The organism is Geomonas azotofigens, from assembly GCF_018919395.1.
GTDB lineage: Bacteria > Desulfobacterota > Desulfuromonadia > Geobacterales > Geobacteraceae > Geomonas > Geomonas azotofigens.
This window is the reverse complement of record NZ_JAHLME010000001.1, coordinates 1,064,865-1,086,726: the sequence shown is the minus strand read 5'-3', so window position 1 is coordinate 1,086,726 and position 21,862 is coordinate 1,064,865. Positions and strand designations below refer to the sequence as shown.

24 protein-coding genes and 1 riboswitch are annotated in these 21,862 nt (G+C 63.8%); of the genes, 14 read left to right on the top strand and 10 right to left on the bottom strand.

Annotated features, from left to right (window positions below; translation table 11 throughout):
• The first annotated feature begins 107 nt into the window (after positions 1-107).
• Both KOL99_RS04670 and KOL99_RS04665 read left to right on the top strand, forming a co-directional pair.
• A complete protein-coding gene (locus KOL99_RS04670) occupies positions 108-2,024 on the top strand; it encodes a GspE/PulE family protein (protein ID WP_216509302.1) in 1,917 nt (638 codons plus the stop codon).
• A 1-nt stretch (position 2,025) separates the two neighbouring features.
• On the top strand, positions 2,026-2,877 hold the full coding sequence (locus KOL99_RS04665; RefSeq protein WP_216509301.1) for an HDOD domain-containing protein: 852 nt from the start codon (positions 2,026-2,028) through the stop codon (positions 2,875-2,877).
• Here the strand turns inward: KOL99_RS04665 and KOL99_RS04660 are convergent.
• From KOL99_RS04660 to KOL99_RS04650, 3 genes are read right to left on the bottom strand one after another with little or no spacing between them, the layout of a single operon-like run.
• Positions 2,861-3,850 (bottom strand): PilZ-like domain-containing protein, encoded by a 990-nt coding sequence (locus KOL99_RS04660; protein ID WP_216509300.1) that lies wholly within the window; start codon positions 3,848-3,850, stop codon positions 2,861-2,863. The genes KOL99_RS04665 and KOL99_RS04660 overlap by 17 nt on opposite strands.
• A 48-nt stretch (positions 3,851-3,898) precedes the next feature.
• Positions 3,899-6,577, bottom strand: a complete 2,679-nt coding sequence (gene polA, locus KOL99_RS04655) for a DNA polymerase I (RefSeq protein ID WP_216509299.1) — start codon at positions 6,575-6,577, stop codon at positions 3,899-3,901.
• On the bottom strand, positions 6,578-6,751 hold the full coding sequence (locus tag KOL99_RS04650; protein ID WP_183345020.1) for a DUF4177 domain-containing protein: 174 nt from the start codon (positions 6,749-6,751) through the stop codon (positions 6,578-6,580).
• 184 nt (positions 6,752-6,935) lie between these two features.
• Here KOL99_RS04650 and KOL99_RS04645 point away from each other — a divergent pair, with 184 nt between their 5' ends.
• Complete coding sequence (locus KOL99_RS04645; RefSeq protein WP_183345018.1) at positions 6,936-7,109, top strand: hypothetical protein; 174 nt, start codon at positions 6,936-6,938, stop codon at positions 7,107-7,109.
• A gap of 103 nt (positions 7,110-7,212) precedes the next feature.
• Positions 7,213-7,635: an Hsp20/alpha crystallin family protein gene (locus tag KOL99_RS04640; protein WP_216509298.1), complete on the top strand. Its 423-nt coding sequence runs from the start codon at positions 7,213-7,215 to the stop codon at positions 7,633-7,635.
• Positions 7,636-7,639: 4 nt separating this feature from the next.
• On the opposite strand, the gene larE is transcribed toward KOL99_RS04640, so the two are convergent.
• From larE to KOL99_RS04625, 3 genes are all read right to left on the bottom strand, one after another.
• Positions 7,640-8,446, bottom strand: a complete 807-nt coding sequence (larE, locus tag KOL99_RS04635; protein WP_216509297.1) for an ATP-dependent sacrificial sulfur transferase LarE — start codon at positions 8,444-8,446, stop codon at positions 7,640-7,642.
• A 96-nt stretch (positions 8,447-8,542) separates the two neighbouring features.
• Complete coding sequence (locus KOL99_RS04630) at positions 8,543-9,001, bottom strand: RrF2 family transcriptional regulator (protein WP_216509296.1); 459 nt, start codon at positions 8,999-9,001, stop codon at positions 8,543-8,545.
• A 112-nt stretch (positions 9,002-9,113) separates the two neighbouring features.
• Positions 9,114-9,323, bottom strand: a complete 210-nt coding sequence (locus tag KOL99_RS04625; protein WP_216509295.1) for a hypothetical protein — start codon at positions 9,321-9,323, stop codon at positions 9,114-9,116.
• 134 nt (positions 9,324-9,457) lie between these two features.
• On the opposite strand from KOL99_RS04625, the gene dapF reads away from it, so the two are divergent.
• Genes dapF through dtd form a run of 5 tightly spaced genes read left to right on the top strand, consistent with a single transcriptional unit; the run spans position 9,458 to position 12,583 of the window.
• A complete protein-coding gene (dapF, locus tag KOL99_RS04620) occupies positions 9,458-10,294 on the top strand; it encodes a diaminopimelate epimerase (RefSeq protein ID WP_216509294.1) in 837 nt (278 codons plus the stop codon).
• Between the two features lie 11 nt (positions 10,295-10,305).
• The gene (locus KOL99_RS04615) at positions 10,306-10,743 is read left to right on the top strand and encodes an HIT family protein (RefSeq protein WP_216509293.1); all 438 of its coding nucleotides are present in this window, start codon (positions 10,306-10,308) and stop codon (positions 10,741-10,743) included.
• A complete protein-coding gene (locus tag KOL99_RS04610) occupies positions 10,743-11,594 on the top strand; it encodes a deoxyribonuclease IV (RefSeq protein WP_216509292.1) in 852 nt (283 codons plus the stop codon). Before KOL99_RS04615 ends, KOL99_RS04610 begins: the two co-directional genes overlap by 1 nt.
• 24 nt (positions 11,595-11,618) lie before the next feature.
• Positions 11,619-12,137 carry an O-acetyl-ADP-ribose deacetylase gene (locus KOL99_RS04605; RefSeq protein ID WP_216509291.1) on the top strand — a complete coding sequence of 173 codons (519 nt, stop codon included), beginning with the start codon at positions 11,619-11,621 and terminating at the stop codon, positions 12,135-12,137.
• Entirely contained in the window at positions 12,134-12,583 is a 450-nt protein-coding gene (dtd, locus tag KOL99_RS04600; RefSeq protein ID WP_216509290.1) for a D-aminoacyl-tRNA deacylase, read from the top strand. Before KOL99_RS04605 ends, dtd begins: the two co-directional genes overlap by 4 nt.
• A gap of 1 nt (position 12,584) precedes the next feature.
• On the opposite strand, the gene KOL99_RS04595 is transcribed toward dtd, so the two are convergent.
• Entirely contained in the window at positions 12,585-12,956 is a 372-nt protein-coding gene (locus KOL99_RS04595) for a pyridoxamine 5'-phosphate oxidase family protein (protein WP_216509289.1), read from the bottom strand.
• Positions 12,957-13,068: 112 nt separating this feature from the next.
• On the opposite strand from KOL99_RS04595, the gene KOL99_RS04590 reads away from it, so the two are divergent.
• The 5 genes from KOL99_RS04590 to metX all read left to right on the top strand — a co-directional run bounded on the left by KOL99_RS04590 (position 13,069) and on the right by metX (position 18,102).
• Positions 13,069-13,926: a TIGR02757 family protein gene (locus KOL99_RS04590; RefSeq protein WP_216509288.1), complete on the top strand. Its 858-nt coding sequence runs from the start codon at positions 13,069-13,071 to the stop codon at positions 13,924-13,926.
• A complete protein-coding gene (pabB, locus tag KOL99_RS04585; protein WP_216509287.1) occupies positions 13,923-15,641 on the top strand; it encodes an aminodeoxychorismate synthase component I in 1,719 nt (572 codons plus the stop codon). Before KOL99_RS04590 ends, pabB begins: the two co-directional genes overlap by 4 nt.
• A gap of 42 nt (positions 15,642-15,683) precedes the next feature.
• Positions 15,684-16,547 (top strand): NAD(P)-dependent oxidoreductase, encoded by an 864-nt coding sequence (locus tag KOL99_RS04580; RefSeq protein ID WP_216509286.1) that lies wholly within the window; start codon positions 15,684-15,686, stop codon positions 16,545-16,547.
• Positions 16,544-16,714 (top strand): hypothetical protein, encoded by a 171-nt coding sequence (locus tag KOL99_RS04575; protein WP_216509285.1) that lies wholly within the window; start codon positions 16,544-16,546, stop codon positions 16,712-16,714. The genes KOL99_RS04580 and KOL99_RS04575 overlap by 4 nt, the downstream gene beginning before the upstream one ends.
• 86 nt (positions 16,715-16,800) lie before the next feature.
• A riboswitch (SAM riboswitch) is annotated at positions 16,801-16,899 on the top strand.
• Between the two features lie 99 nt (positions 16,900-16,998).
• Positions 16,999-18,102, top strand: coding sequence for a homoserine O-acetyltransferase MetX (gene metX / locus KOL99_RS04570; protein WP_216509284.1), 1,104 nt, complete (start codon positions 16,999-17,001; stop codon positions 18,100-18,102).
• A 148-nt stretch (positions 18,103-18,250) separates the two neighbouring features.
• Here metX and KOL99_RS04565 read toward each other — a convergent pair whose 3' ends face one another.
• The 3 genes from KOL99_RS04565 to KOL99_RS04555 form a co-directional block, all read right to left on the bottom strand.
• Entirely contained in the window at positions 18,251-19,453 is a 1,203-nt protein-coding gene (locus KOL99_RS04565; RefSeq protein WP_216509283.1) for an acetate kinase, read from the bottom strand.
• 214 nt (positions 19,454-19,667) lie between these two features.
• A complete protein-coding gene (locus KOL99_RS04560) occupies positions 19,668-20,705 on the bottom strand; it encodes an endonuclease/exonuclease/phosphatase family protein (protein ID WP_216509282.1) in 1,038 nt (345 codons plus the stop codon).
• Positions 20,706-20,767: 62 nt separating this feature from the next.
• On the bottom strand, positions 20,768-21,700 hold the full coding sequence (locus tag KOL99_RS04555) for a polysaccharide deacetylase family protein (protein WP_216509281.1): 933 nt from the start codon (positions 21,698-21,700) through the stop codon (positions 20,768-20,770).
• Between the last annotated feature and the right edge of the window lie 162 nt (positions 21,701-21,862).

The following is a 21,862-nucleotide window of genomic DNA, read 5'->3' as shown; positions in this document are numbered from 1 at the left end:
CTGCTCCAATCGGCATGGTATACTACCAAGGTTTTGGGGCGCATGTCAACGAAGAGTGTCGGTTGGGGCAGGTACTGCTCGGCTGGCGCTCACGCGGGGGAAGGTGCATGGAAAGCTACGGCAACTACCCGAACCAATCGATCCGCAAGGACGGGATGGACGACTCCGGCCTGGAAATAGCGTCGCTGCTGGTCAGGTCCGGATACCTGGCCGAGAACCAGCTCGCCTACGCCCAGCGGGTGAAGAGCAAGCTGGCGACGCCTCGGACGCTGATCGCCGTGCTGCTCGAGCTGGGATTCTTCAGCCGCGACCAGCTGCGGGAGACCCTGCGCACCAACATCGTCTCGGTGAAGCTGGGCGCCCTGCTGGTGGAGCTCGGCTACCTGAAACCGGCGGAACTGCAGGCCGCGCTCGGCATCCAGCGCGACGGCGACAACGGCAAGATGCTTGGCGAGATCCTCGTGGAGCAGCGCTTCATCGAGGAGTACACGCTGGCCGAGGTGCTCGCCTTCCAGTTGGGCTACCCCTTCATCGATCTCCAGGCTGCCGACATCGACCGGTCCCTTTTGGCCAAGGTCCCGCAACACTGGCTGGCGCAGCACAACTTCGTGCCGGTGCGGGAGGAGAACGGGCAGATCCTGGTGGCGATAGCGGACCCGCTCAACCAGGAGGGACGCAGGACCGCCGAGAAGCTCTTCGGCCAGGGGAACACCGTCTACGCCATCTGCACCATGAAGGCGATCCGCGACGCGTTCACCCTGCTGAAAAGGGGGATGATCCAGGGTGACGGCACCGCGACCGACGAGCACACGGTCACCGGCATCGTCAACTCCATCTTCGAGGAGGCGCTCAAGGAGGGGGCGAGCGACATCCACATCGAGCCGATGCGCAGCGTGCTCCGGGTCCGCTTCCGCCGGGACGGCATGCTGGTGCTCTACAAGGACCTCGCCAAGGAACTGGCGCTGCCGGTCAGCAGCAGGATCAAGGTCATGGCCGAGGCGGACATCGCCGAGAGGAGAAGGCACCAGGACGGCAGGATCTGCTACGAGAGCCCGAAGACCGGTGCCACCCTCGACATGCGGGTCTCCTTCTACATCACCATCCACGGCGAAAAGATCGTGCTGCGCCTTTTGAGCATGAAGGGGGAACTGCTGGACCTGAAAGAGATCGGCATGCCCGCGCGCATGCTGGAGCGCTTTATCGACGACGCGCTCGACACCCCCAGCGGCGTCCTCATCGTCACCGGCCCCACCGGCAGCGGCAAGACGTCAACCCTGTACAGCTGCGTGCAGCACCTGAACGAGCTCTCCACCAGCATCGTCACCGCGGAGGAACCGGTCGAGTACGTGATAGAGGGGATCGCCCAGTGCTCCATCAACCAGAAGATCGGCGTGACCTTCGACGAGACCCTGCGCCACATCGTGCGCCAGGACCCCGACATCATCGTCCTTGGCGAGATGCGCGACTCCTTCTCGGCCGAGACGGCGATCCAGGCGGCGCTCACCGGGCACAAGGTGCTCACCACCTTCCACACCGAGGACAGCGTCGGCGGGCTGTTGCGCCTGATGAACATGGACATCGAGGCGTTCCTGATCGCCTCCACCGTGGTCTGCGTGCTGGCGCAGCGCCTGTTGCGCCAGATCTGCCCGGAATGCGCCGAGCCCTACCTCCCCAACCCGACCGAGCTGAGGAGGATCGGCTACAGCAACGTCGACTTGCGGGGCGCCGAGTTCAAGACCGGACGCGGCTGCGGCAAGTGCCGCTACAGCGGTTACCGTGGCCGGGTCGGCGTCTTCGAGATGCTGATCCTGAACGAATTGGTGAAGGACGCCATCCTGAGCAAGAAGACTTCCTACGAGATCAGGAAGATCTCGACCGAAACCACCGGCATGGTGACCCTGCTCGAGTCCGGGCTGTGCAAGGCGGCGCGGGGCGAGGTCTCGTTGCACGACACGGTCCGGCTCCTGCCCCGGATCGGCAAGCCGCGCCCGATCGCCGAGATCCGGCGTCTTCTGGGGGAATGACATGCAGAGCAAGCCCTTCGTCGAGGTCGTCAAGGAACAGCTGGAATCGGAGACCCTGAACCTCCCCGTGTTCCACCCGATCGCCGTCAAGCTGCAGGGGATCCTTTCCGGCAAGGATTTCACCATCGACCAGGTGGTGGCGCTGATCATCAAGGACCAGGCGCTGACCAGCCAGATACTGAGGCTCGCCAACTCCGCCTTCTTCAGCGGGCTCGCCAAGGTCACCACCATCACCGACGCGGTGGTGCGCCTGGGGGCGCGGGAAATCGCCAGCGTGGCCATGCTCGCCTCGCAGCAGAACAACTACAACAGCTTCACCCACCCGGAACTGAAGAGCCACTCGCAGGTCCTTTGGAAGCACGCCATCGGCTGCGCCATCGGCACCCGCTGGTTGTGCGAGAAAAGCGGCTACAAGCAGCTCGCGCAGGAGGGATTCATCGCCGGGCTGCTGCACGACATCGGCAGCCTCCTGGTCCTCAAGGTGCTGGAGGGAATTCTCAGCGCGGACGAGGAGCGCAAGGGGGTCTCGCGCGAACTGACCTCGGAGATCATCGCGGCGATGCACACGGAATCGGGGTACCAGCTGATGCAGAAGTGGAACCTGCCGGAGATGTACTGCACCATCGTGCGCGACCACCACACCGAGCTCACCGACACCAACAACGTGCTGCTGAGCCTGGTGCGGCTGGTGGATCACGCCTGCCGGAAACTGGGGCTTGGGGGGGCGCCGGAGCCGAACCTGATGCTGGCGGCAACCTTCGAGGCGCAAAGCATGGGGATAAAGGAGATCATGCTCGCCGAGCTGGAGATCATGATCGAGGACGCGATGGAGATGGTTACCGCTGCCTCTTGAGGAATTCCACGAACCCCTCGTCGAAGATACGCTGCACCTCCCACTTTTCACCACGTTGCTTGGCCATGCGGATCGCCTTCACCTGGCAGCCGACGAAGGCGACCAGGAGGATGAATGCCAGGGCGATCTGCAGGCGCCAGGCGAAGGTCGACAGCCCCGGTTCCGGGGTAGGCAGCACCCTCGGGGTTTGCTGCGAGAGTTGCAGCAGTTGCTGCGCGGAAATGTAGCCGATCAAGCGGTCGCGGTCGGCCTCGTCGATCATGCGGTAGCGCACCGCGGTGCTGAAGCGCGCCTGGTCGGGAAGATCCCGCACCTCGACCACCTCCCCCACGATCTCGATCAGCTGCTTCGAGTTGGGGACGTAGATGCTCAACTCGATCAACTGCCCCACGATCAGCTTCTGGTTGATGTTGATGCGCAGCCCGCCACCGGAGATGTTGGCGGCCACCGGCGTGGTTTCCTTGCGCTTTTCCAGCCTGGCCCGGATCTCCTCCCGGCTGTCCTCGAGGTCCTCCGGTTCTCCCGGCTCCGGGGTCTGCGCCGCGAACTCGATCTCCCGGCGCCGCTCCAGCCAGCGCAGCCGCACGTCCGCCTCGATCTGTGACAGGGGGAGCCGGTAGTCGAGCGGAAGGTAGACGTCCTGGCGGTAGTACTCCCTGGGCTCGAAGGGGTAGACCCCCTCGATGAGCCGCAGCGCCAGGCGGTGCTCGGCGCCGTCGACCCGGACCAGTACCGCGCGGCAGGTGAGCGCCTGCTCCTGCTCGGGGAGCCCCACGTTCAGGGTCTGGCCGGTCTCGAGCAGGGTCTCCTCGGGGAGCTGGTCACGGGAAAGATCGACCAGCAGCAGGTCGTCGTCCAGCGTGGCCACCACCCCCCACTCCGGAAACCAGCCCCCACCCTCCAGCGGTATCCCGACCCGCACGCGGCTCCCTTCCTGGAAGTATCGCGTGTATTGTTCCAGCTCCTCAGCCATAACGCCTCCGTCCCCTCAAGCACCTCTTCGGGTCACGTGCCGAAAACCTTAGTGCGCCTCCGCCCAGTTCAGGCCGAAGTTGAGGTCGACCTTGAGCGGCACCGAGAGGGGGAGCGCCCCCTCCATCTCGCTGCGCACCAGTTCCTCCATCAGCTCCCGCTCGTTTTCCGGAACCTCGAACACCAGTTCGTCGTGCACCTGCATGATCAGGCGGCTGGCCACCCGCTCGTCGCGCATGCGGCGGCAGACCCTGATCATGGCCGCCTTGATGATGTCGGCGGCCGAACCCTGGATCGGGTAGTTGGTGGCGTTTCGCTGGGCGAAGGCGCGGATATTGCCGTTTTTGCTGGCGATCTCCGGGATCTGCAGCCTGCGCCCCAGGATGGTGGTGACGAAGCCGCAGGTCTCGGCTTCGGAGATGCAGCTGTCCAGAAAGCTCCTGGCCCCGGCGTGGCGCTCGAAGTAGCTGTCGATGAAGGCCTTGGCCTGCTTGGCGGTGACCCCCAGCTCCTTGGCGAGCGAAAAGGCCCCCTGGCCGTAGATAATGCCGAAGTTGATCACCTTTGCCTGGCGCCGCATCTCGGGGGTGACCAGTTCAGGGAACATGCCGAACACCTCGGCGGCGGTGCGGCGGTGCACGTCCTCGCCGGAGGCGAAGGCCTCGCTGAGCACCCGGTCCCCGGAGAGGTGCGCCAGCACCCGCAGTTCGATCTGCGAATAGTCGGCGGAAAGGATCAGGCTCCCCGGCTCGGCCACGAAGGCGCGCCGGATGTCACGCCCCTCCACCCCGCGCACCGGGATGTTCTGCAGGTTGGGATCGGACGAGGAGAGCCTGCCGGTGTTGGTGACCGCCTGGTTGTAGGAGGTGTGCACGCGGCCGGTCCTTGGGTCCACGAGCTTCGGGAGCGCGTCGGTGTAGGTCGACTTCAGCTTGGAGATGCTGCGGTACTGCAAAAGCAGGCGCGCCACCTCGTGCTGCTCGGCCAGCCGCTCCAGCTCCTCCACGTTGGTGGACCAGCCGGTCTTTCCCTTGGTCTTCTTGCCGACGGCGAGCCCCATGCGCTCGAAGAGCATCTCGCCCAACTGCTTGGGGGAGTTGATGTTGAAGGGGCCGCCGCAGTGGTCGTGGATCTTCGCCTCCAGCTCGATGAGCTGTTTGCCGAAGCCGGCGGAAAGCTCCCTCATGAGGTCAAGGTCCAGCTTGACGCCGCACAGCTCCATGTCCGCCAGGATCTCCAGCAGCGGCATCTCGATGTCGAAGAGAAGCTTCTCCATCCCCTGCTCGCGCACCTTGGGGAGCAGGATCTCGTGCAGCAGGAAGGTGGCGTCGGCGTCCTCGCAGGAGTAGGGGCCGGCGCGGTCCAGGTCCACCTCGGAGAAGTTCACCTCGCACTTGCCGGTGCCAGCCACCTCGCCGTAGGAGATCATGCGGTGGTCCAGGTACTCCAGCGCCAGGGCGTCCAGCCCCTGGCTGTTGCGCGACGGGTTGACCAGATAGGCGGCCAGCATGGTGTCGCACCAGATGCCGGCGAACTCCACGCCGGCCAGCCGCAGCACCTGGTAGTCGTACTTGAGATTCTGGCCGATCTTCTTGCGCGAGGGGTCGGCCAGAAGCGGTCCCAAAAGTTCCAGCACCAGCTTCTCGGGGAGCTGTTCCGGGGCGCCCAGGTAGCGGTGCCCGACCGGTATGTAGTAGGCCTCGTGCGAATGGCAGCTCACCGCGTAGCCGACCACGGCAGCCTCGTACGGATTCAAGCTGGTGGTCTCCAGGTCGATGGCGAAGGCGGGCGCCTTTTCCAGCTTCGCCACCAGCTCGCGCAGCTCGGCCTCGGTCAGCACCAGGGCGTAACGGTCGCAGGAAAGCGTGGGCGAACTGGTGAGGTCCTTCAGGAGCGTGGCGAAACCGTACTCGCGGAACAGTGCGGCCAGCCGGCGGTTGTCCGGCGGGGTGACCGCGAAGTCGTCGATGTTGTACTCGATGGGGACATCGCAGTCGATGGTGGCCAGGGTGCGGCACAGGCGGGCCTGGTCGGCGAACTCGACCAGCCGCTCGCCGGTCTTTCCCTTCACCTCGCTGGCGCGGGCGAGCAGTTCGTCCAGCGTGCCGAACTCCTGCAGGAGCTTCTTCGCCGTCACCTCACCGACGCCCGGTACGCCGGGTATGTTGTCGGAGGTGTCGCCCCAAAGCGCCAGCACGTCGACCACCCGCGCGGGCTCCACGCCGAACTTCTCGATCACGTCCGGGATGCCGAAGCTCTTGTCCTTCATGGTGTCCAGAAGGGTCACGTGCTCGGTGACGATCTGCATCAGGTCCTTGTCGCCGGTAACCACGACGCAGTCGAGCCCCGCAGCTTCCGCCTTCTTGGCGATAGTCCCGATGATGTCGTCCGCCTCCCAGCCGGGGAGCTCCAGGGCGGGAATGTTGAAGGCGCGCACCATCTGCTTGATCGGCTCGATCTGCTGGGCCAGGTCCTCGGGCATGGCGCTTCTCGTCGCCTTGTAGGCCGGAAACAGCTCGTTTCTGAAGGTGATCTTGCCCGCGTCGAAGATCACGGCCACGTGCGCCGGGGCCCGGTCCTTCATGACCTTCAGGAGCATCTGGGTGAAACCGTAGAGCGCGTTGGTGGGGAAGCCGTTGGGGGAGCTCAGGTGGCGTATGGCGAAATAGGCCCGGTAGATGTAGGAAGAGCCGTCCAGCAGGTACAGTGTTTCTCTCTCGGCCGCCACCTAGTTCTCCTCTTTGGTGAAGACCACGAAGGCCATGGCCGGGCGCTTGCTGGCGTCACGCATGGCGAACTGCATGGCGTCGAATTTCCATCCCTTCCGGGTCCATTCGTTGAGCGCCTCCTCGATGGTGTCCTCGGATACGTGGCTTAGCTCGACCACCTTGTACTGCAGCATAAATACTCCTCACGACTGGGATTTTCCCGGCCATATTATCCGATAACCCCTTATGCTTCAAGGCGAAATGTTCTGTTGCAAAAAAGATCCAAACTGCTATGATTCACGAAAATAAAAAAAGGGGGTGCAGCAAGTTCAGGCAGTTAGGCATCGGCGTTAACAACCAGGTAAAAGGGGAGCCAGCATGGCACGAGACGAAGAAAAAACCATCGACGAATTGGCACAGCGGATGGAAATCAACCTGGCAATGGACTACGAGAAAAAGGACTTGAAGGCACAAAGGGAGTTGGTCAAACAACACCTCTACGACGGCTCCAAAAAATTGAAGCACACCGTACCCAAGGGTAAGCGGATTTAAACCAGAAGAAGGAAACAACGGGGAGGGGGCTTGAGGAAACGGCTCCCTCCCCTTAAATTTTGCCTACCATACGCGCCGGGTGGCGCACCAGCGGAGGGAGAAGATGGCGATCGTCAGGTACAACCCGCTCAGCGAACTCAGGAGCATGCAGGACAAGATGAACCGGCTGCTGGACCTGGCCTGGACCCGCGAAATCGGCGAGGAGATCAGGGAGGGGGTCTGGCACCCGCCGGCTGACGTCTACGAGAGCAATGCGGCCGTTACCATCAAGGTGGAGCTCCCCGACCTGGACCTCTCCGACATCGAGATCAGGGCCGAGGACCACACCCTCACCATCAGGGGGGAAAGAAAGCACAGCGAGGAGATCAGGAAGGAGAACTTCCACCGCATCGAACGCTACTTCGGCCCCTTCCAGAGGAGCTTCGCCGTCCCCCCCGAGTTCGACGCGGCCGGCTTCAACGCGAGCTGCGACTGCGGCGTCCTCACCATCGTCATCCCCAAGACCATCACGGTCGAGATCAGCTGAGGGGTCACCCCTCGTTCATGCTGCCGGTACGGTACCCCTGCAGGTCGAGCGACACGTACGTGAAGCCGGCCTGCCGGAAGAAATCGACGGTGCGCTGCCGCAGCTTAGGCTCCAGCATCCGCCCAAGCTCCGCCTCGGAGAGCTCGATGCGTGCGCTCTCCTGGTGGAAGCGCACCCGGTACACCCGGAACCCCTCCCCCTTCAGAAACTCCTCGCAACGCTCCACCTGGTTCAGCCTCCGCTCGGTGATCTCGGTGCCGTAAGGGAACCGGCTTGCCAGGCAGGCGTAGGCCTGCTTGTCCCAGGTGGGCAGCCCGAGCCCGCGCGACAGTTCCCGGATGTCGGCCTTGGAGAGGTCCGCCTCGAGCAGCGGCGAGCGGACTTTCAGTTCACAGGCGGCGATGCGTCCGGGGCGGTAGTCCCCGAGGTCGTCGGTGTTACTGCCGTCCGCGACAAAGGCGAAGCCGAGCTCGCGCGCCTTGTCACCGCAGATCCGGAACAGCTCGCTCTTGCAGTGGTAGCAGCGGTCCTTGGGGTTGTGGCTGAAACCGGGGATCTCCAGCTCGTTGGACTCGACCAGGAGCTGCGTGGCGCCGAGGGAGGCGGCCAGGCGCTGCGCCTCGTTCAGCTCGCTTTCGGGGTAGGTGGGGGAGGTGGCGGTGACGGCCAGGACATGCCCGGTTCCCAGGGTGTCGATGGCCGCCTTGAGCAGGAAAGTGGAATCGACCCCGCCCGAGAAGGCAACCAGGACGGTTCCCATCTCGCGCAGGATCTCTTGCAGTCTGGTGTATTTTTGCTGGGGTGATGCCATGGGGCCTCGCGGGACCGCGCCCGGGGGACACCATGCACGGAACAGCCGTTGGTGCCGCCGCGGCTGCAGTCGTTTTTTATCGGAGCTGCCTGCCGACTAGATGAAGTACATGAAGCGGTGGTCCTGCTCCCGCTTGATGCCCAGCGCCTCGCCACGTTCGCACAGGGTCTTCAGGGTGATCGACTCGAAGAACTCGTTGAGCCTGGAGTTGGATTCCTCCCAGACGGTCTGGGTCACGCAGCTCCCGTCGAAACCGCACTCGCCCTTTCTCCTGCCGGCGCAATCGACGATCAGGGTATCACCCTCGGTCGCCTCGATGACGGCACGCACCGTGATCTCCTCCGGGCTCTTGGCCAGGCAGTAGCCACCCTGCGGCCCGCGCTTGCTCTTCAGGATGCCGTGCTTTTTCAGCCCCTGGAAGATCTGCTCGAGGTACCGGGGCGAGATGTCCTGACGCCGCGAGATATCCTGGATCTGCGCCGGCTGGGACCCGGCGTTGTAGGCGATGTCGAAAAGAGCCCTCAAGCCGTAACGGCTCTTGGTCGAAAGTCTCATGGTCTGTATCTCCCGCTGTTTAATAGTTAAGCGAGGATACAATACCACATTTTTCATGTCAAGAATATAAAGAATTGCATGTCCGCATTTACCACCACGGACATGCGGCATATCACCAGTAACGCTGCGGCGGCTCGACCCGCTCCACGAGGGTGATGGAGCCGTCGACCACCTGAAAAACGTCGCCGTACATGTTGGTCCACTTGTCCCCTTCTTCCAGCGGCATCGGAACCTCACGGCTTCCCAGAAACACCTCGGCGTCGTCGATATAGGCGTACCACTCCAAGTTGCCGTTCATCCAAAGCTTGTTCTTGATTTCCATTAAACCTCCCCCCCTCTTTTTCTCATGATACTACTGAAAAGTATACGTCCCGGTCAAGCAACTCCGGTTTTAGCTTGTTGCCGCAGGCGCTTTTTGTTATTTACAGTAGATACTTTCCTTGGGGGTCTTTCTCTATGAAATTCACAAAGATGCAGGGTGCCGGCAACGACTACGTCTACGTCAACTGTTTCGAAGCAACCGTGCAGGACCCCGCCGCCGTGGCCGTCAAGGTTTCCGACCGCAACTTCGGCATCGGTTCCGACGGGTTGATCCTGATCATGCCCAGCGAGGTGGCCGACGTCAGGATGCGCATGTTCAACTCGGACGGCTCCGAGAGCGAGATGTGCGGCAACGGCATCCGCTGCGTCGCCAAGTACGCCTACGACCACGGCATCGTGGCCAAGAAGGAGATCACCGCCGAGACCGGGGCCGGGATCCTGACCCTGCAGCTTTTCCCCGGCGCCGACGGCAAGGTGGAGAAGGTGCGCGTCAACATGGGACCGCCCCGGCTCACCCGGAAGGAGATCCCGATGGTCGGCAACCCCGACGAGAAGGTGATCAGCGAGCCGCTCAATATCCTGCACTCCACCTTCAACATCACCTGCGCCTCGATGGGCAATCCCCATTGCGTCATCTTCGTCGACGACGTCGACAACTTCGAGGTGGCCAAGTACGGGCCGCTGATCGAGAACCACGAGCTGTTCCCGCGCCGCACCAACGTGGAGTTCGTGCAGGTGATCTCGCGCACCGAAGTGCGCCAGCGCACCTGGGAACGCGGCGCCGGAGAAACGCTCGCCTGCGGCACCGGCTCCAGCGCGGTCACCGCGGCCTGCGTGTTGAACGGCCTGACCGAAAAGAAGATCCTGAACCACCTGACCGGCGGCGACCTCGAAATGGAATGGAGCGAGGACGGCAACATCTACATGACCGGTCCGGCGGTGGAAGTCTTCAACGGCGAGATCGAAATCTAAAAGGGATTTTTATGAACTCATGCCCCATCTGCACCAAGTGGGAAGACGATGCGGACCAGCGGGTCATCGAGCTGGAACACACGCTGGTTTCACTGAACCGTGACCAGTTCTTCGCCGGCTACTGCTTCGTCTATACCAGGGACCACGTCACCGAACTGTTCCACCTCTCCGCAACGGTGCGAAACGGGGTGATGGCCGAGGTCAGCGCCGTCGCCGAAGCGCTCTACAACGCATTCGGCCCGGACAAGATCAACTACGAACTGCTCGGCAACATGGCGCCGCACATGCACTGGCACGTGGTGCCGCGCCGTTCGTCCGACCCGCTTTGGCCGCGCCCGCACTGGAGCGAGCCGCACCAGGAACTGATTCTGAAAAGCGAGGAGTACCGGGCCCGGGTCGAACTGATCAGAACCCACCTCGGAAAACTGGGCGTCAAGGGGAGGGGCTAATGGATCTTTTAGGGGCTCACGTCTCCATCTCGGGTGGTATCCACAACGCCGTCGACCGCGGGGTCGCCTCCGGCTGCGGGGTGATCCAGGTCTTCACCCAGAACTCGAACCAGTGGCGCGGCAAGGCGATTTCCGACGCCGACGCGCAGCTGTTCCGGGACAAGTTCGCGGCCAGCGGCATGAAGAGCGTCATGAGCCACGACATCTACCTGATCAACCTGGCCGCTGCCCCCGGCGACGTGAAGGACAAGAGCCTGATCGCCTTCCGGGAGGAGCTGGAGCGCTGCGCCAAGCTCGGCATCGACAAGGTGGTGATGCACCCCGGCTCGCACAACGGCGACGGCGAGGAGATCGGCATCCGGCGCGTCTGCGAGGCCTTCGACCAGCTCCTGGCCGAGGTGCCGCAGTTCACCGGCAAGGTGCTCCTGGAGAACACCGCGGGCCAGGGGAGTAACCTCGGCTACCGGTTCGAGCACCTGAAGGCGATCATGACCGGCTGCGCCGATTCCGGCCGTTTCGGTGTCTGCTTCGACACCTGCCACGCCTTCGCCTCCGGCTACCCCATCGCCGACCGGGACGGCTACCGCAAGACCTTCGATGAATTCGACGCCCTCATCGGCATCGACAAGCTGCTCGCCTTCCACCTGAACGATTCCAAGAAGGGGCTCGGCTGCAAGGTGGACCGACACGATCACATCGGCGCCGGGACGCTCGGACTGGAGCCGTTTCGCTTCATCTTGAACGACCCGCACTTCGCCCTGGTCCCCAAGGTGATCGAAACCCCGAAAGGTGACCAGGACGAGATGGACGCGGTGAACCTGAAACTGTTGCGGAGCCTGATCGAAAGCTGATCCGGCCCCGGCGGGAGGTGCGGCATGCGCGACAAGGTTGAGATCGTACAGGGAGACATCACCAAGGTGGCGGTGGACGCCATCGTCAACGCCGCCAACAGCCCGCTTTTGGGCGGGGGCGGGGTGGACGGCGCCATCCACCGGGCGGCAGGTCCCGAGCTCCTCGCCGAGTGCCGCACGCTGGGGGGATGCCCCACCGGAGAGGCCAAGATCACCAGGGGGTACCGGCTCCCGGCCCGGCACGTGATCCACACCGTGGGGCCGGTCTGGCACGGCGGCGGTCGCGGCGAAGCCGAACTGCTTCGCTCCTGCTACCGCACCTGCTTTCGGCTGGCGCACGAAAGCGGGCTCGCGAGCATTGCCTTCCCCGCGATCAGTACCGGCGTCTACGGCTACCCCAAGCGTCCAGCCTGCCGCATCGCGCTGGAAGAGGCCAAGGCGGCACTGGCAAGCTACCCGGAATTGCAGAAGATCATTTTTACGGCATTCTCCGCCGAGGACGCGGATATCTATCGGGAAACGATGCAGGAGGTTTGGGCGTGAAGGCGGTAATCCAGCGGGTCAAGCAGGCGAGCGTCACGGTGGCGGGAAAGGTGGTCGGGGAGATCGGCCCGGGCATCCTGGTGCTGCTGGGCGTGGAGATTGGCGACACCTGCAAGCAGGCGGACTGGATGGCGGATAAGATCGTCAACCTGAGGATCTTCTGTGACGACCAGGGGAAGATGAACCTGGCGCTGCCCGACATCAAGGGGGAGATCCTGGCGGTCTCCCAGTTCACCCTGGCCGGCAACTGCTCCAAGGGGAGGCGCCCCTCGTTCGACACGGCCGCCCCTCCCGAGGAGGCCAACAAGCTGTACAGCTACTTCATGGGTCAGGTTTGGGAGCTCGGCGTGCCGGTGCAAAGCGGGATCTTCCAGGCCGACATGGAGGTGTCGCTGGTGAACGACGGGCCGGTGACCTTCGTCCTGGAGACCCCGCCCAACCGCTGATTCACATGAGTGGCCGGACCTCGTCGACCTTGAAAAAAACCACGCGGGAAACCGCCGCGCTCGCCTGCGGGCTCGCCACCAGCGCGGTCCGCTCCTTGATCTCACCCAGAAGTTCCCCCTCCCCCTTTTCCTCGACCATGGTGAGGGTCAGCCTCCAGCCGGAATACCCCCGCGACGGCGCCAGGTACAGGTAGCTGGCGTGCGGGTTTTGCCGCAAGTTGGCGATGCTGCGCCCGTCGCCGAATCCCCAGGCCAGCGTCTGGTCATCGACCACGTGCGGTATGGCGAAGACGGCGAGATTCACCACGCCGTTCGCGTCGGCGGTGCCCAAAATGCCGCGCCCCCCTTCCGGAAACAGTTCCGCAAGCTTCATGTGTTCCGCCCCCTTTTCTCTTTAAGCTGATGAAGCAACTATGATAATCTAGCAGGCTCGAACCGATTGTCTACCGCGCCCAAACGGCGCGGCCGCAGCGAAGGAAGCGCACGTGGAGCTGAAAACCATTCTCGAAGCACTGTACCAGAACCGCTCCCAGGCCCACCTGGCCAACGACCCGCTCTCGTTTTGCCACCGCTACCGCGCCCCTCTGGACCAGGAGGTTGCCGGGCTGGTGGCATCGTCGTTCGCCTACGGCAACGTGAAGATCATCAAGAAGAACCTGGCAGTGATCTTCGATGCCATGGGACCGTCGCCGCGCCGCTTCGTGGAGCGCTTCGACCCGCGGCAAGGGAGCCGCGTCTTCGCCGGCTTCAAGCACCGCTTCAACGACGCCCGCGACCTCTGCGCCCTCCTCTTCGCCTGCCGCATCATGATCGAGGAGGCGGGCTCCATCGAGAAGTGGCTGCTGCGCTTTCACAGCCCGGCGGACCAGGACCTGACCGGGACCCTCTCCGGCTTTTCCGACGCGGTGAAGAACCTGGATCTCTCCCCCGTGTTCGGCCCCGGCGGCGTCCCGGCGGATTCCTACTTCCCCTTCTTCTTCCCCTCCCCCGCCTCGGGGAGCGCCTGCAAGCGGCTCTGCATGTATCTCAGGTGGATGGTGCGCCCGGCCGACGGCATCGACCTCGGCATCTGGCGGGGCATCTCCCCGGCGCAACTGGTCATCCCGGTCGACGCCCACATCCAGCGCATCTGCCGCTTCCTCGGCTTCACCAGTCGGAAACAGGGGGACTGGCGCATGGCCTGCGAGATCACCCGCGCCCTGCGCGAGCTCGATCCCGCCGACCCGGTCAAGTTCGACTTCGCCATCTGCCACCTGGGGATCTCGGAAGGGTGCGACGGCAAGGACCGCCTGAAGTGCGCCGCCTGCCCCATCGGCGACATCTGCTCGGCAGGACCGGCTTGACGCACCCCTTCCCGGCATACCTGCATGGCTTCGCCTTCACCGGCAAGGTCGGCGAGATCGTCGCCGTCACCCCGGAGGAGGTGCAGCCCGCGTTCGAGGAGCTGCAGCGGCACCTCGCCGCGGGGCTGCACGCCGCCGGCTTTGTCTGCTACGAGGCCGCCGGCGCCCTCAACGACGCCCTGACCACGCCTCCGGCGCACCCGATGCCGCTACTGTGGTTCGGCCTCTTCACCGAGCGCGGGGCCGAGGGGTTTCCGCGGCACGATGCACCCTTTCGTTGTTCCGGCTGGGACACGGCGCCGGGATGGGAGACCTACCGCGAGTCGGTGCAGGCGATCCGGGACCTGATCGCCGCCGGGGACAGCTACCAGGTAAACTACACCCTGCGGCAGAGCTTCTCCTTCGCCGGCTGCCCCCGCTCCTTCTTCAGCGAGCTCTGTCGCAACCAGCCCACTCCCTATAACTGCTACCTCGAGTGCGGCAGGTGGCGCGTGCTCTCGGCCTCGCCGGAACTTTTCTTCTCCCTCTCCGGCGGCACACTGGTCACCCGCCCCATGAAGGGAACGGCCCCGCGCGGCCGCTGGCACACGGAAGACCTGGCCCGCAAGGAGGAACTCCGGCAAAGCCCGAAGGACGTGGCCGAGAACCTGATGATCGTCGACCTGCTGCGCAACGACATGGGGATGGTCTCTGAAACCGGCTCGGTCCGGGTGGAGTCGCTTTTCGACGTGGAGAGCCATCCCACCGTGCACCAGATGACCTCGACCATCGCGTCGCGGGTCCGTGCGGGAGTGACCCCCCTGGAACTGTTCCAGGCGCTGTTCCCCTGTGGGTCAGTGACCGGCGCCCCCAAGAGGCGGAGCATGGAGATCATCGCCCAGCTCGAGACGGCACCGCGCGGCCTGTACACCGGCTGCCTCGGCTACTTCTCCCCCGGCGGGGAGGCTCTCTTCAGCGTAGCCATCCGCACCGCCGTCCTCGACTGCGAGAGCGGACGGGGCGAGCTCGGCATCGGCAGCGGCATCACCTATGACTCAAAGACCGAGACGGAATACCAGGAGTGCCTTGACAAGGGTGCCTTCATCCGGCAACGACGGCCGGACTTCCACCTGATCGAGTCGCTGCTGCACGACGAGCGGGGCTACTTCCTGCTGCAGCGGCACCTGGAGCGGCTGGAGCGCTCGGCCGGCTACTTCGCCTTCCCCCTGGCCGACGGCGCGGCGCTGCGAGCCTTGGAAGAAACCGCTGCGGGACTTTCCCCCTCGGTACGCTACAAGGTGCGCCTGCTGCTCTTCAAGGACGGACGCCTCAGCTGTGAAGCGGCGCCGCTACCCGAGGCGGCGCCGGAAGCGAAGGCCGCCTTCGCACGACAGCGTGTCAATTCCGCCGATTGTTTTCTCTACCACAAGACCAGCCGCCGCGACCTCTTTCACCAGGAGCTCGCCGCCCGGCCGGACCTGGACGAGGTGATCTTCGAGAACGAGCGGGGCGACGTGACCGAAGGGGCTTACAGCAACGTGGTGGCCGTCATCCACGGCAGGAAATGCACCCCGGCGCTGGGCAGCGGGCTCCTCCCCGGCACCCTGCGCGAGGAGTTGCTGGCCCAAGGGGCGATCGAGGAGAAGGTCCTGAAAAGGGCCGACCTGGAACGGGCCGAGGCGGTTTTTCTGGTAAACTCGGTGCGCGGGTCGCGGCAGGTGAGGCTGGTTCCGTGAGATTATCAATAGTGGCTACATACCTGTAGAAGGAGGATAGACATGGAAACTTACGGCTTTTTAGGCTTGGGCATCATGGGGAGCGCCATGGCCAGGAATCTCATCAAGGCGGGCTTCAAGGTCAAGGTCTGGAACCGCTCCCAGGCAAAGTGCGAGGAGTTCGCGGCACTCGGGGCATCCGTCGCGGCGACGCCGGCGGAGGTCACCTCCTCCTGCGCCATCACCATCGCCATGCTGGCCGACCCGGCCGCGGCCCGTGACGTCTGCTTCGGACCGCAGGGCGCGCTGGAAGGGATCGGCGCGGGGCGCGGCTACGTGGACATGTCCACCGTCGACGCCACCACCGCCCGGGAAATCGCCGCGGCGGTCACCGCCAAGGGGGGGAGATTCCTGGAGGCGCCGGTGTCCGGGAGCAAGAAACCGGCCGAGGACGGCACCCTGATCATCCTGGCCGCCGGCGACCACGGCCTCTTCGACAAGACCATGCCGCTCTTCGAGAAGATGGGGAAGAAGAGCCTGTTCCTGGGCGAGGTGGGACGGGGCGCCGAGATGAAGTTGATCGTCAACATGGTCATGGGGGGGATGATGACCATCTTCTGCGAAGGGCTCGCCCTCGCCGAGAAGGCGGGGCTCGCGAGCTCCGACCTCCTGGACGTGCTCGACTCCGGGGCCCTGGCCAACCCGATGTTCAAGCTGAAGGGAGCCCAGATGACGCAGGGGCTCTTCGACCCGGCCTTCCCGCTCAAGCACATGCAGAAGGACATGCGCCTGGCCGTCGCCCTGGGCGACTCGCTGAACCAGCCCCTGGCGTCCGCCGCAGCCGCCAATGAGAGCTTCAAGAGGGCGAAGGGGATGGGACTCGCCGACCGGGACTTCTGCGCCGTCCTGAAGGCCATCAACTCATGAAAAAGCTGCTCTCTTTCGCGGGTGTGACACTTTTGACCACGGCGCTCCTCGACCCGTTGCTGCAGTCCACCCTGGACAAGCCGGTCCCCTGGCTGCGCGACCTCGGGATGTTCGTGGCCGGAGCCATCTGCCTCTACCTCCTGGTCAAATACCGCAATGATCTGTAGCGGGGGTGGTGAACCTGGGACACAGTTTGCCGTTGACAAATAAGGACGGCTCCCTTATCCTGCAGCGAAAATTGAATAGAAAGACCTGCTTATCTAGAGTGGTGGAGGGAAAGGCCCTGCGAAGCCACAGCAACCGGCCCATTGGGCGACAGGTGCTAAATCCTGCCGAAAGGCGAAGATGAGAAAGGCGCTTTTAGTTATTGTCACACCCGAAAAGCCCCTTCTCACACCGAGACGGGGCTTTTTTCGTGCCGCCCGACGGCACCCGAAAGTACGAGAGAGACATGTCCTACGGCATTGTGACTGAACAGATCGCCACCTTCGACACCGAACTGCGCCTTGAGAGCGGCCGCATCCTCGGGCCGATCGACATCGCCTACGAGACCTACGGCACCCTCAACGAGGATCGCTCCAACGCCATCCTGGTCACCCACGCCTGGACCGGCAGCGCGCACCTGGCCGGCCGCCACAGCGAGGACGAGAAACGGGCGGGCTGGTGGGACGAAATCGTTGGACCCGGCTGCCTTTTGGACACCGACCGCTACTTCGTCATCTGCTCCAACGTGATCGGCTCCTGCTTCGGCTCCACCGGGCCGACCTCCCTCAACCCCAAGACCGGAAAACGCTACAACCTGGCGTTCCCGGTGATCACGGTGCGGGACATGGTCAAGGCCCAGGCGCTGCTCATGGACCGGCTCGGCATCGAGAAGCTCTTCTGCGTTCTGGGCGGCAGCATGGGGGGGATGCAGGCCCTGGAGTGGGCGACGCAGTACCCGGACCGGGTCGCGTCGGCGGTGGTGCTGGCCACCACGCCACGCCCGTCGGCGCAGGCAATCTCGCTGAACGCGGTGGCGCGCTGGGCCATCTTCAACGATCCCACCTGGAAGAAGGGGGAGTACCGCAAAAACCCCAAGGACGGGCTGGCGCTGGCCCGCGGCATCGGCCACATCACCTTCCTCTCCGACGAGTCCATGACCGCCAAGTTCGGCCGCCGCTTCTCGGCCCGCGACGGCCAGTTCGACTTCTTCGGCCAGTTCGAGGTGGAGCGCTACCTGAACTACAACGGCTACAACTTCGTGGACCGCTTCGACGCCAACTCCTTCCTGTACCTGGCCAAGGCCCTCGACCTCTATGACGTCGCCGCCGGCTGCGAGTCGCTGGAGGAGGCCTTCGAACCGGTGAAGGCGCCGATCCAGTTCTTCGCCTTCACCTCCGACTGGCTCTACCCGCCGGCGCAGACCGAGGAGATGGTTGCCTCGCTCGAGAAGCTGGGCAAGCCGGTGGAGTACCACCTGATCACCTCGGCCTACGGCCACGATGCCTTCCTGCTGGAGCACCAGACCTTCACCCCGATGGTGCAGACCTTCCTGGACGGCATCAGCCGGTAGGGGCGAACGATTATTCGCCCTGATGGCACCTTTGCCAAACTCGCCATCGACGCCGGTCGGGCATCGGCGGGCGGGCGAGCCGCAAAAGAAAAAGGGGGGATGATTGAAATCATCCCCCCTTCGTTGTTTTCCTTTCCGAAGCTCGCCGCTACTGCCACCCCATGATGGCGGCGACGTCCTCGTTGAGCACCATATCCTCGCCGCTTGGGATCACGAACACCTTGACCGGCGAGCCGTCCGCGCTGATCAGCATCTCCTTGCCTCCCTTGAGCGCCTCCTCGTCCCGTTTCAGATCCACCTCGATGCCGAACGGGGTCATCTCCTGGAGCGCCATGCCGCGCACCGGCCAGTCCTCCCACCCCTCGCCGTAGGTGAACACGATGGCGTCGGGCCTGCCGGTGACCGCGATGTAGGCGCCGAGGTACTTCCTCAGCCGGTACGCCTCCATGTCGAGCGCGAGCTGGCAGCGGGCGTCACCCACGACCGCCTCGTCCACCACGGTCCGTCGGCTGACCCGGCGCCCCACGATTCCGGCGAGACCGCTCTTCTGGTTCAGGAACAGGTCAAGCTCCGTCGGGGACACCCCTGCCTCGTTGGACATGAACGGGATGATGCCGGGGTCAATGTCCCCGCAGCGGGTCCCCATCATGACACCTTCCAGCGGAGTGAGCCCCATGCTGGTATCTACCGACACCCCGTTTCTTACCGCGCAGAGCGAGACGCCGTTGCCGGTGTGGATGGTGACCATGTTGGCACTCTCCAGTGGCACTCCGGCCAACTCGGCTCCTCGCCTGGCCGCATGCAGGTGGGACTGGCCGTGGAAGCCGTAACGCCTGACGCCGTGCTTTTGGTACCACTCATAGGGGAGCGGGTACATGTAGGCGGGCTCGGGCATGGTCTGGTGGAAGGCGGTATCGAAGATGGCGACCTGGGGAAGCTCCGGGAGGAGTTCCTGCGCGGCACGGATGCCGGCGAGGTTGGGGGTGTTGTGCAGCGGTGCCAGGGTCGCCACCTCCCTGATCGCCTCGACCACGTCCTCGTCGATCAGCACCGATTTGGTGAAGCGCTCTCCCCCGTGCACCACGCGATGCCCGATCGCCTTGATGGCGCCGACATCTGAGACCAACCCTTCGCCGACCAGGGTGTCGAGAATCAGCCGCAGCGCGTCCTTGTGGTCCGCGCACTCCCCTTCCAGGTGCTTGGGATCCGCCCCGGGAACACGGTGGGTCAGGAAGGAATCCCCTACCACGATCCTTTCCACCATGCCGGTGGCCATGAGAGCCTGGTCGCCCCAGTTGTAGAGTTGGTACTGCGCCGAGAACCTACGGCAGTTCAGGGTGAGAATCAGCATGCTGCTAAACTCCGATCCGGGCAGGAGAAAGCTCAGCCGTGCCCGCTGCTATTTGCGTGTCTCCGGGAGTGGTACCGGGATGTCAGCTACGATACGTGTGGAGAGTAGTCATCGGGGGGTTGCCGCGGTCTTCACGGTCTCGCATTGACGGAACGTCCATAACTAGCACTATCTGTTGAAAAGTGCAAACAGTAACGGGTATGACAAAAGGAAACTAACGGGAATCACTGAGGATGAAGTCGGCTATGACGGGACGGTGATCCGACGCCCTGCGGGTCCCCACCCAGCAGCGCTGGGCCTTGATCCCGGGGGTCGTCATGATGTGGTCGATGCGCATCCAGGACGCCCTCAGCCAGGGCACCCTGTTCCTGAGCAGGAAATGGCCGTAGGTGTACCCGTACCCCCTCCCCGCCTGGGCGAAGGCGTCGATGAGCCCGGCTCTCCTCAGGCTGTCGCAGACCAGTGAGTGGTCCGGCGAGTTGAAATCGCCGGCGACGACTACCTCCCCCTTTTCCTGCGCCAGGTACTGGGACACCGCCTGGGCCTGCCTAAGACGCGTATCCACGTTGGCCTCGAAACGGTCGATGGCCCTCGGGATGTACCCGGCGCCCCGGCGCGCCTTGCGGAAGGCGTTCAGCCCTCTCCTGGGGGTCTTGAAGTGGACGTTGTAAAGGGAGATGTCGCGGGAACCGACCTGCACCCGGCAACGCAGGAAGGATTCGCCCTTTCTCTCGTGGTAGGGAAGGTCATGCACTTCGACGTTGGAGATGGGAAACCTGCTGGCAACGAGATACTGCCCCTCGTTGTGCATCTGCCACCCGGCCAGGTAGTCCGCCAGCGGCCCGTCCCCCACATCCACCGCGTCCTGGAAGAGGACGATGTCGGGGCGGCTTCGCTCCAGCTCTTCGATGAGCGGCATCAGGTCGCGTTTGCCGTACTTGACGTTCCAGGTCATCACCCGCAACGTCCGGGGTGACCCCGCCCAAGCGTTGTGCAGGGGCCAGTGCCAGTCCATGATCGGCCCCAGGACCCACAACACGCCCAAAAGTGGCACCCACACCAGGAATTTTGCGCTGCGACAGGCGGCGAGGGCCAGCACCAGGCCCGGAACCGCCCAGATGAGTTGGGGAAGGTAGAAATTCAAGGCGCCGATCCAGAAGCGGTCCGGGCCGGCCCAGTTGAGAATGGTGATGGCGGCCAGCAGCAGGACGTAGGCCGCGTTCAGTGAGAGGAGCCAGTTGAACATACTCATCCGCCTGCCTCCCTTGGCGCCGGCAGGCTGCCGCCCCGCTGGCGCCGCACGCTTACCTCACTTCAAGACCTGCACACGCTCTTGTTCCAGAAACAGGCGACCTCATGAGGCAGTTGGTGCCAGTACTGCCCTTCGTACTCCGTCCTGATATGGTCCAGCAGGTCCCGGTACAGGTGGTGAGGGTACTCGTCGTAGCCGACATCGCCATCGAAACTCATGTAGTCAGGATGGGTGATCAGCAGGGCCATGCCGCCGTGGTCGGCGATCCAGCGCAGCTTCTCCTTCCAGATGCTGATGTCCTTTTCCCGGAACAGGATGAACACGGTGAAATCCTGGGGGAGCGTGTAGGGGAGCACGACGTATTCCCTTCCCGGGACCTTGGTCTGGTGCACCGGGAAGATCGTTTTCAGCCCGTCGGACTGCGGCTCGAACGGATCGGTATCAAAAGCCGACGCCTCGTAAAGGATATCCAACCGGTGCAGCCACTCGAAGTTGTGATAGACGCACGGGGAGCGAAAGCCGACGGCCCCCCACTCCTTCAGATAGTTGTTGATCTTCAAGGCATGCTGTTCGAAGGTCTCAGGCGACTCGTAGAGCTTCCTGTTATGCTCCAGGCCGTGCACCCCCACCTCGAAACCGTGGTTGACGAGGTTTATACGCAAGGCGGGGGGGAGGTGGTAGTCGTGAGCCACGAAGTTGAAGGAGGAGCGAAAGCCCAGTTCCTGCTCCAGGGCCATGAGCTGCTCGCACCGCGCCACGCCGCGCGCCGTATCGACATCGTGCGTCAGCACCACCGAAAACCGTCTCCCCTCCGGCCAGCCCGGAAAACCCGGAGGCGTCGCACCTGCTTCCGGGTCGATGGGCCAGACATTATGAAAGATATAGCGCTTGTACTTCGCCACCGCGCTGCGCAGCATGATCTGGAACCGACGTGACATCCAAGGCTTCACCTGGTAATAGATGCGTGCCAGGGCCTCTTCGATGAAGGGCTTCATGACCTCTCCTTTGCATGCTGCACAGGCCTCCGTGGCGGGGCCAGTGCGTTATCGGTGAAGGGGGATAACCGGACAAAAGCGTAGTCTAATTAGGAAACACAAAGACAAAATATATCCAAAGCGACGCGCAATGCAAGCGTTCGGGAGGGGGGCGAGGGCGGC

Bases quoted from the DNA above. Each gene is read 5' to 3' on its own strand.
- KOL99_RS04645 (WP_183345018.1), top strand. From the start codon at position 6,936: ATGGCACGAGACGAAGAAAAAACCATCGACGAATTGGCACAGCGGATG.
- KOL99_RS04580 (WP_216509286.1), top strand. From the start codon at position 15,684: ATGGAAACTTACGGCTTTTTAGGCTTGGGCATCATGGGGAGCGCCATG.
- KOL99_RS04660 (WP_216509300.1), bottom strand. From the start codon at position 3,850: ATGGCTGAGGAGCTGGAACAATACACGCGATACTTCCAGGAAGGGAGC.
- KOL99_RS04565 (WP_216509283.1), bottom strand. From the start codon at position 19,453: ATGCTGATTCTCACCCTGAACTGCCGTAGGTTCTCGGCGCAGTACCAA.
- KOL99_RS04610 (WP_216509292.1), top strand. From the start codon at position 10,743: ATGGATCTTTTAGGGGCTCACGTCTCCATCTCGGGTGGTATCCACAAC.
- KOL99_RS04625 (WP_216509295.1), bottom strand. From the start codon at position 9,323: ATGGAAATCAAGAACAAGCTTTGGATGAACGGCAACTTGGAGTGGTAC.
- KOL99_RS04560 (WP_216509282.1), bottom strand. From the start codon at position 20,705: ATGAGTATGTTCAACTGGCTCCTCTCACTGAACGCGGCCTACGTCCTG.
- KOL99_RS04630 (WP_216509296.1), bottom strand. From the start codon at position 9,001: ATGAGACTTTCGACCAAGAGCCGTTACGGCTTGAGGGCTCTTTTCGAC.
- KOL99_RS04575 (WP_216509285.1), top strand. From the start codon at position 16,544: ATGAAAAAGCTGCTCTCTTTCGCGGGTGTGACACTTTTGACCACGGCG.
- KOL99_RS04615 (WP_216509293.1), top strand. From the start codon at position 10,306: ATGAACTCATGCCCCATCTGCACCAAGTGGGAAGACGATGCGGACCAG.
- KOL99_RS04605 (WP_216509291.1), top strand. From the start codon at position 11,619: ATGCGCGACAAGGTTGAGATCGTACAGGGAGACATCACCAAGGTGGCG.
- KOL99_RS04650 (WP_183345020.1), bottom strand. From the start codon at position 6,751: ATGCTGCAGTACAAGGTGGTCGAGCTAAGCCACGTATCCGAGGACACC.
- KOL99_RS04595 (WP_216509289.1), bottom strand. From the start codon at position 12,956: ATGAAGCTTGCGGAACTGTTTCCGGAAGGGGGGCGCGGCATTTTGGGC.
- larE (WP_216509297.1), bottom strand. From the start codon at position 8,446: ATGGCATCACCCCAGCAAAAATACACCAGACTGCAAGAGATCCTGCGC.
- KOL99_RS04665 (WP_216509301.1), top strand. From the start codon at position 2,026: ATGCAGAGCAAGCCCTTCGTCGAGGTCGTCAAGGAACAGCTGGAATCG.
- KOL99_RS04555 (WP_216509281.1), bottom strand. From the start codon at position 21,700: ATGAAGCCCTTCATCGAAGAGGCCCTGGCACGCATCTATTACCAGGTG.
- KOL99_RS04640 (WP_216509298.1), top strand. From the start codon at position 7,213: ATGGCGATCGTCAGGTACAACCCGCTCAGCGAACTCAGGAGCATGCAG.
- metX (WP_216509284.1), top strand. From the start codon at position 16,999: ATGTCCTACGGCATTGTGACTGAACAGATCGCCACCTTCGACACCGAA.
- KOL99_RS04670 (WP_216509302.1), top strand. From the start codon at position 108: ATGGAAAGCTACGGCAACTACCCGAACCAATCGATCCGCAAGGACGGG.
- dapF (WP_216509294.1), top strand. From the start codon at position 9,458: ATGAAATTCACAAAGATGCAGGGTGCCGGCAACGACTACGTCTACGTC.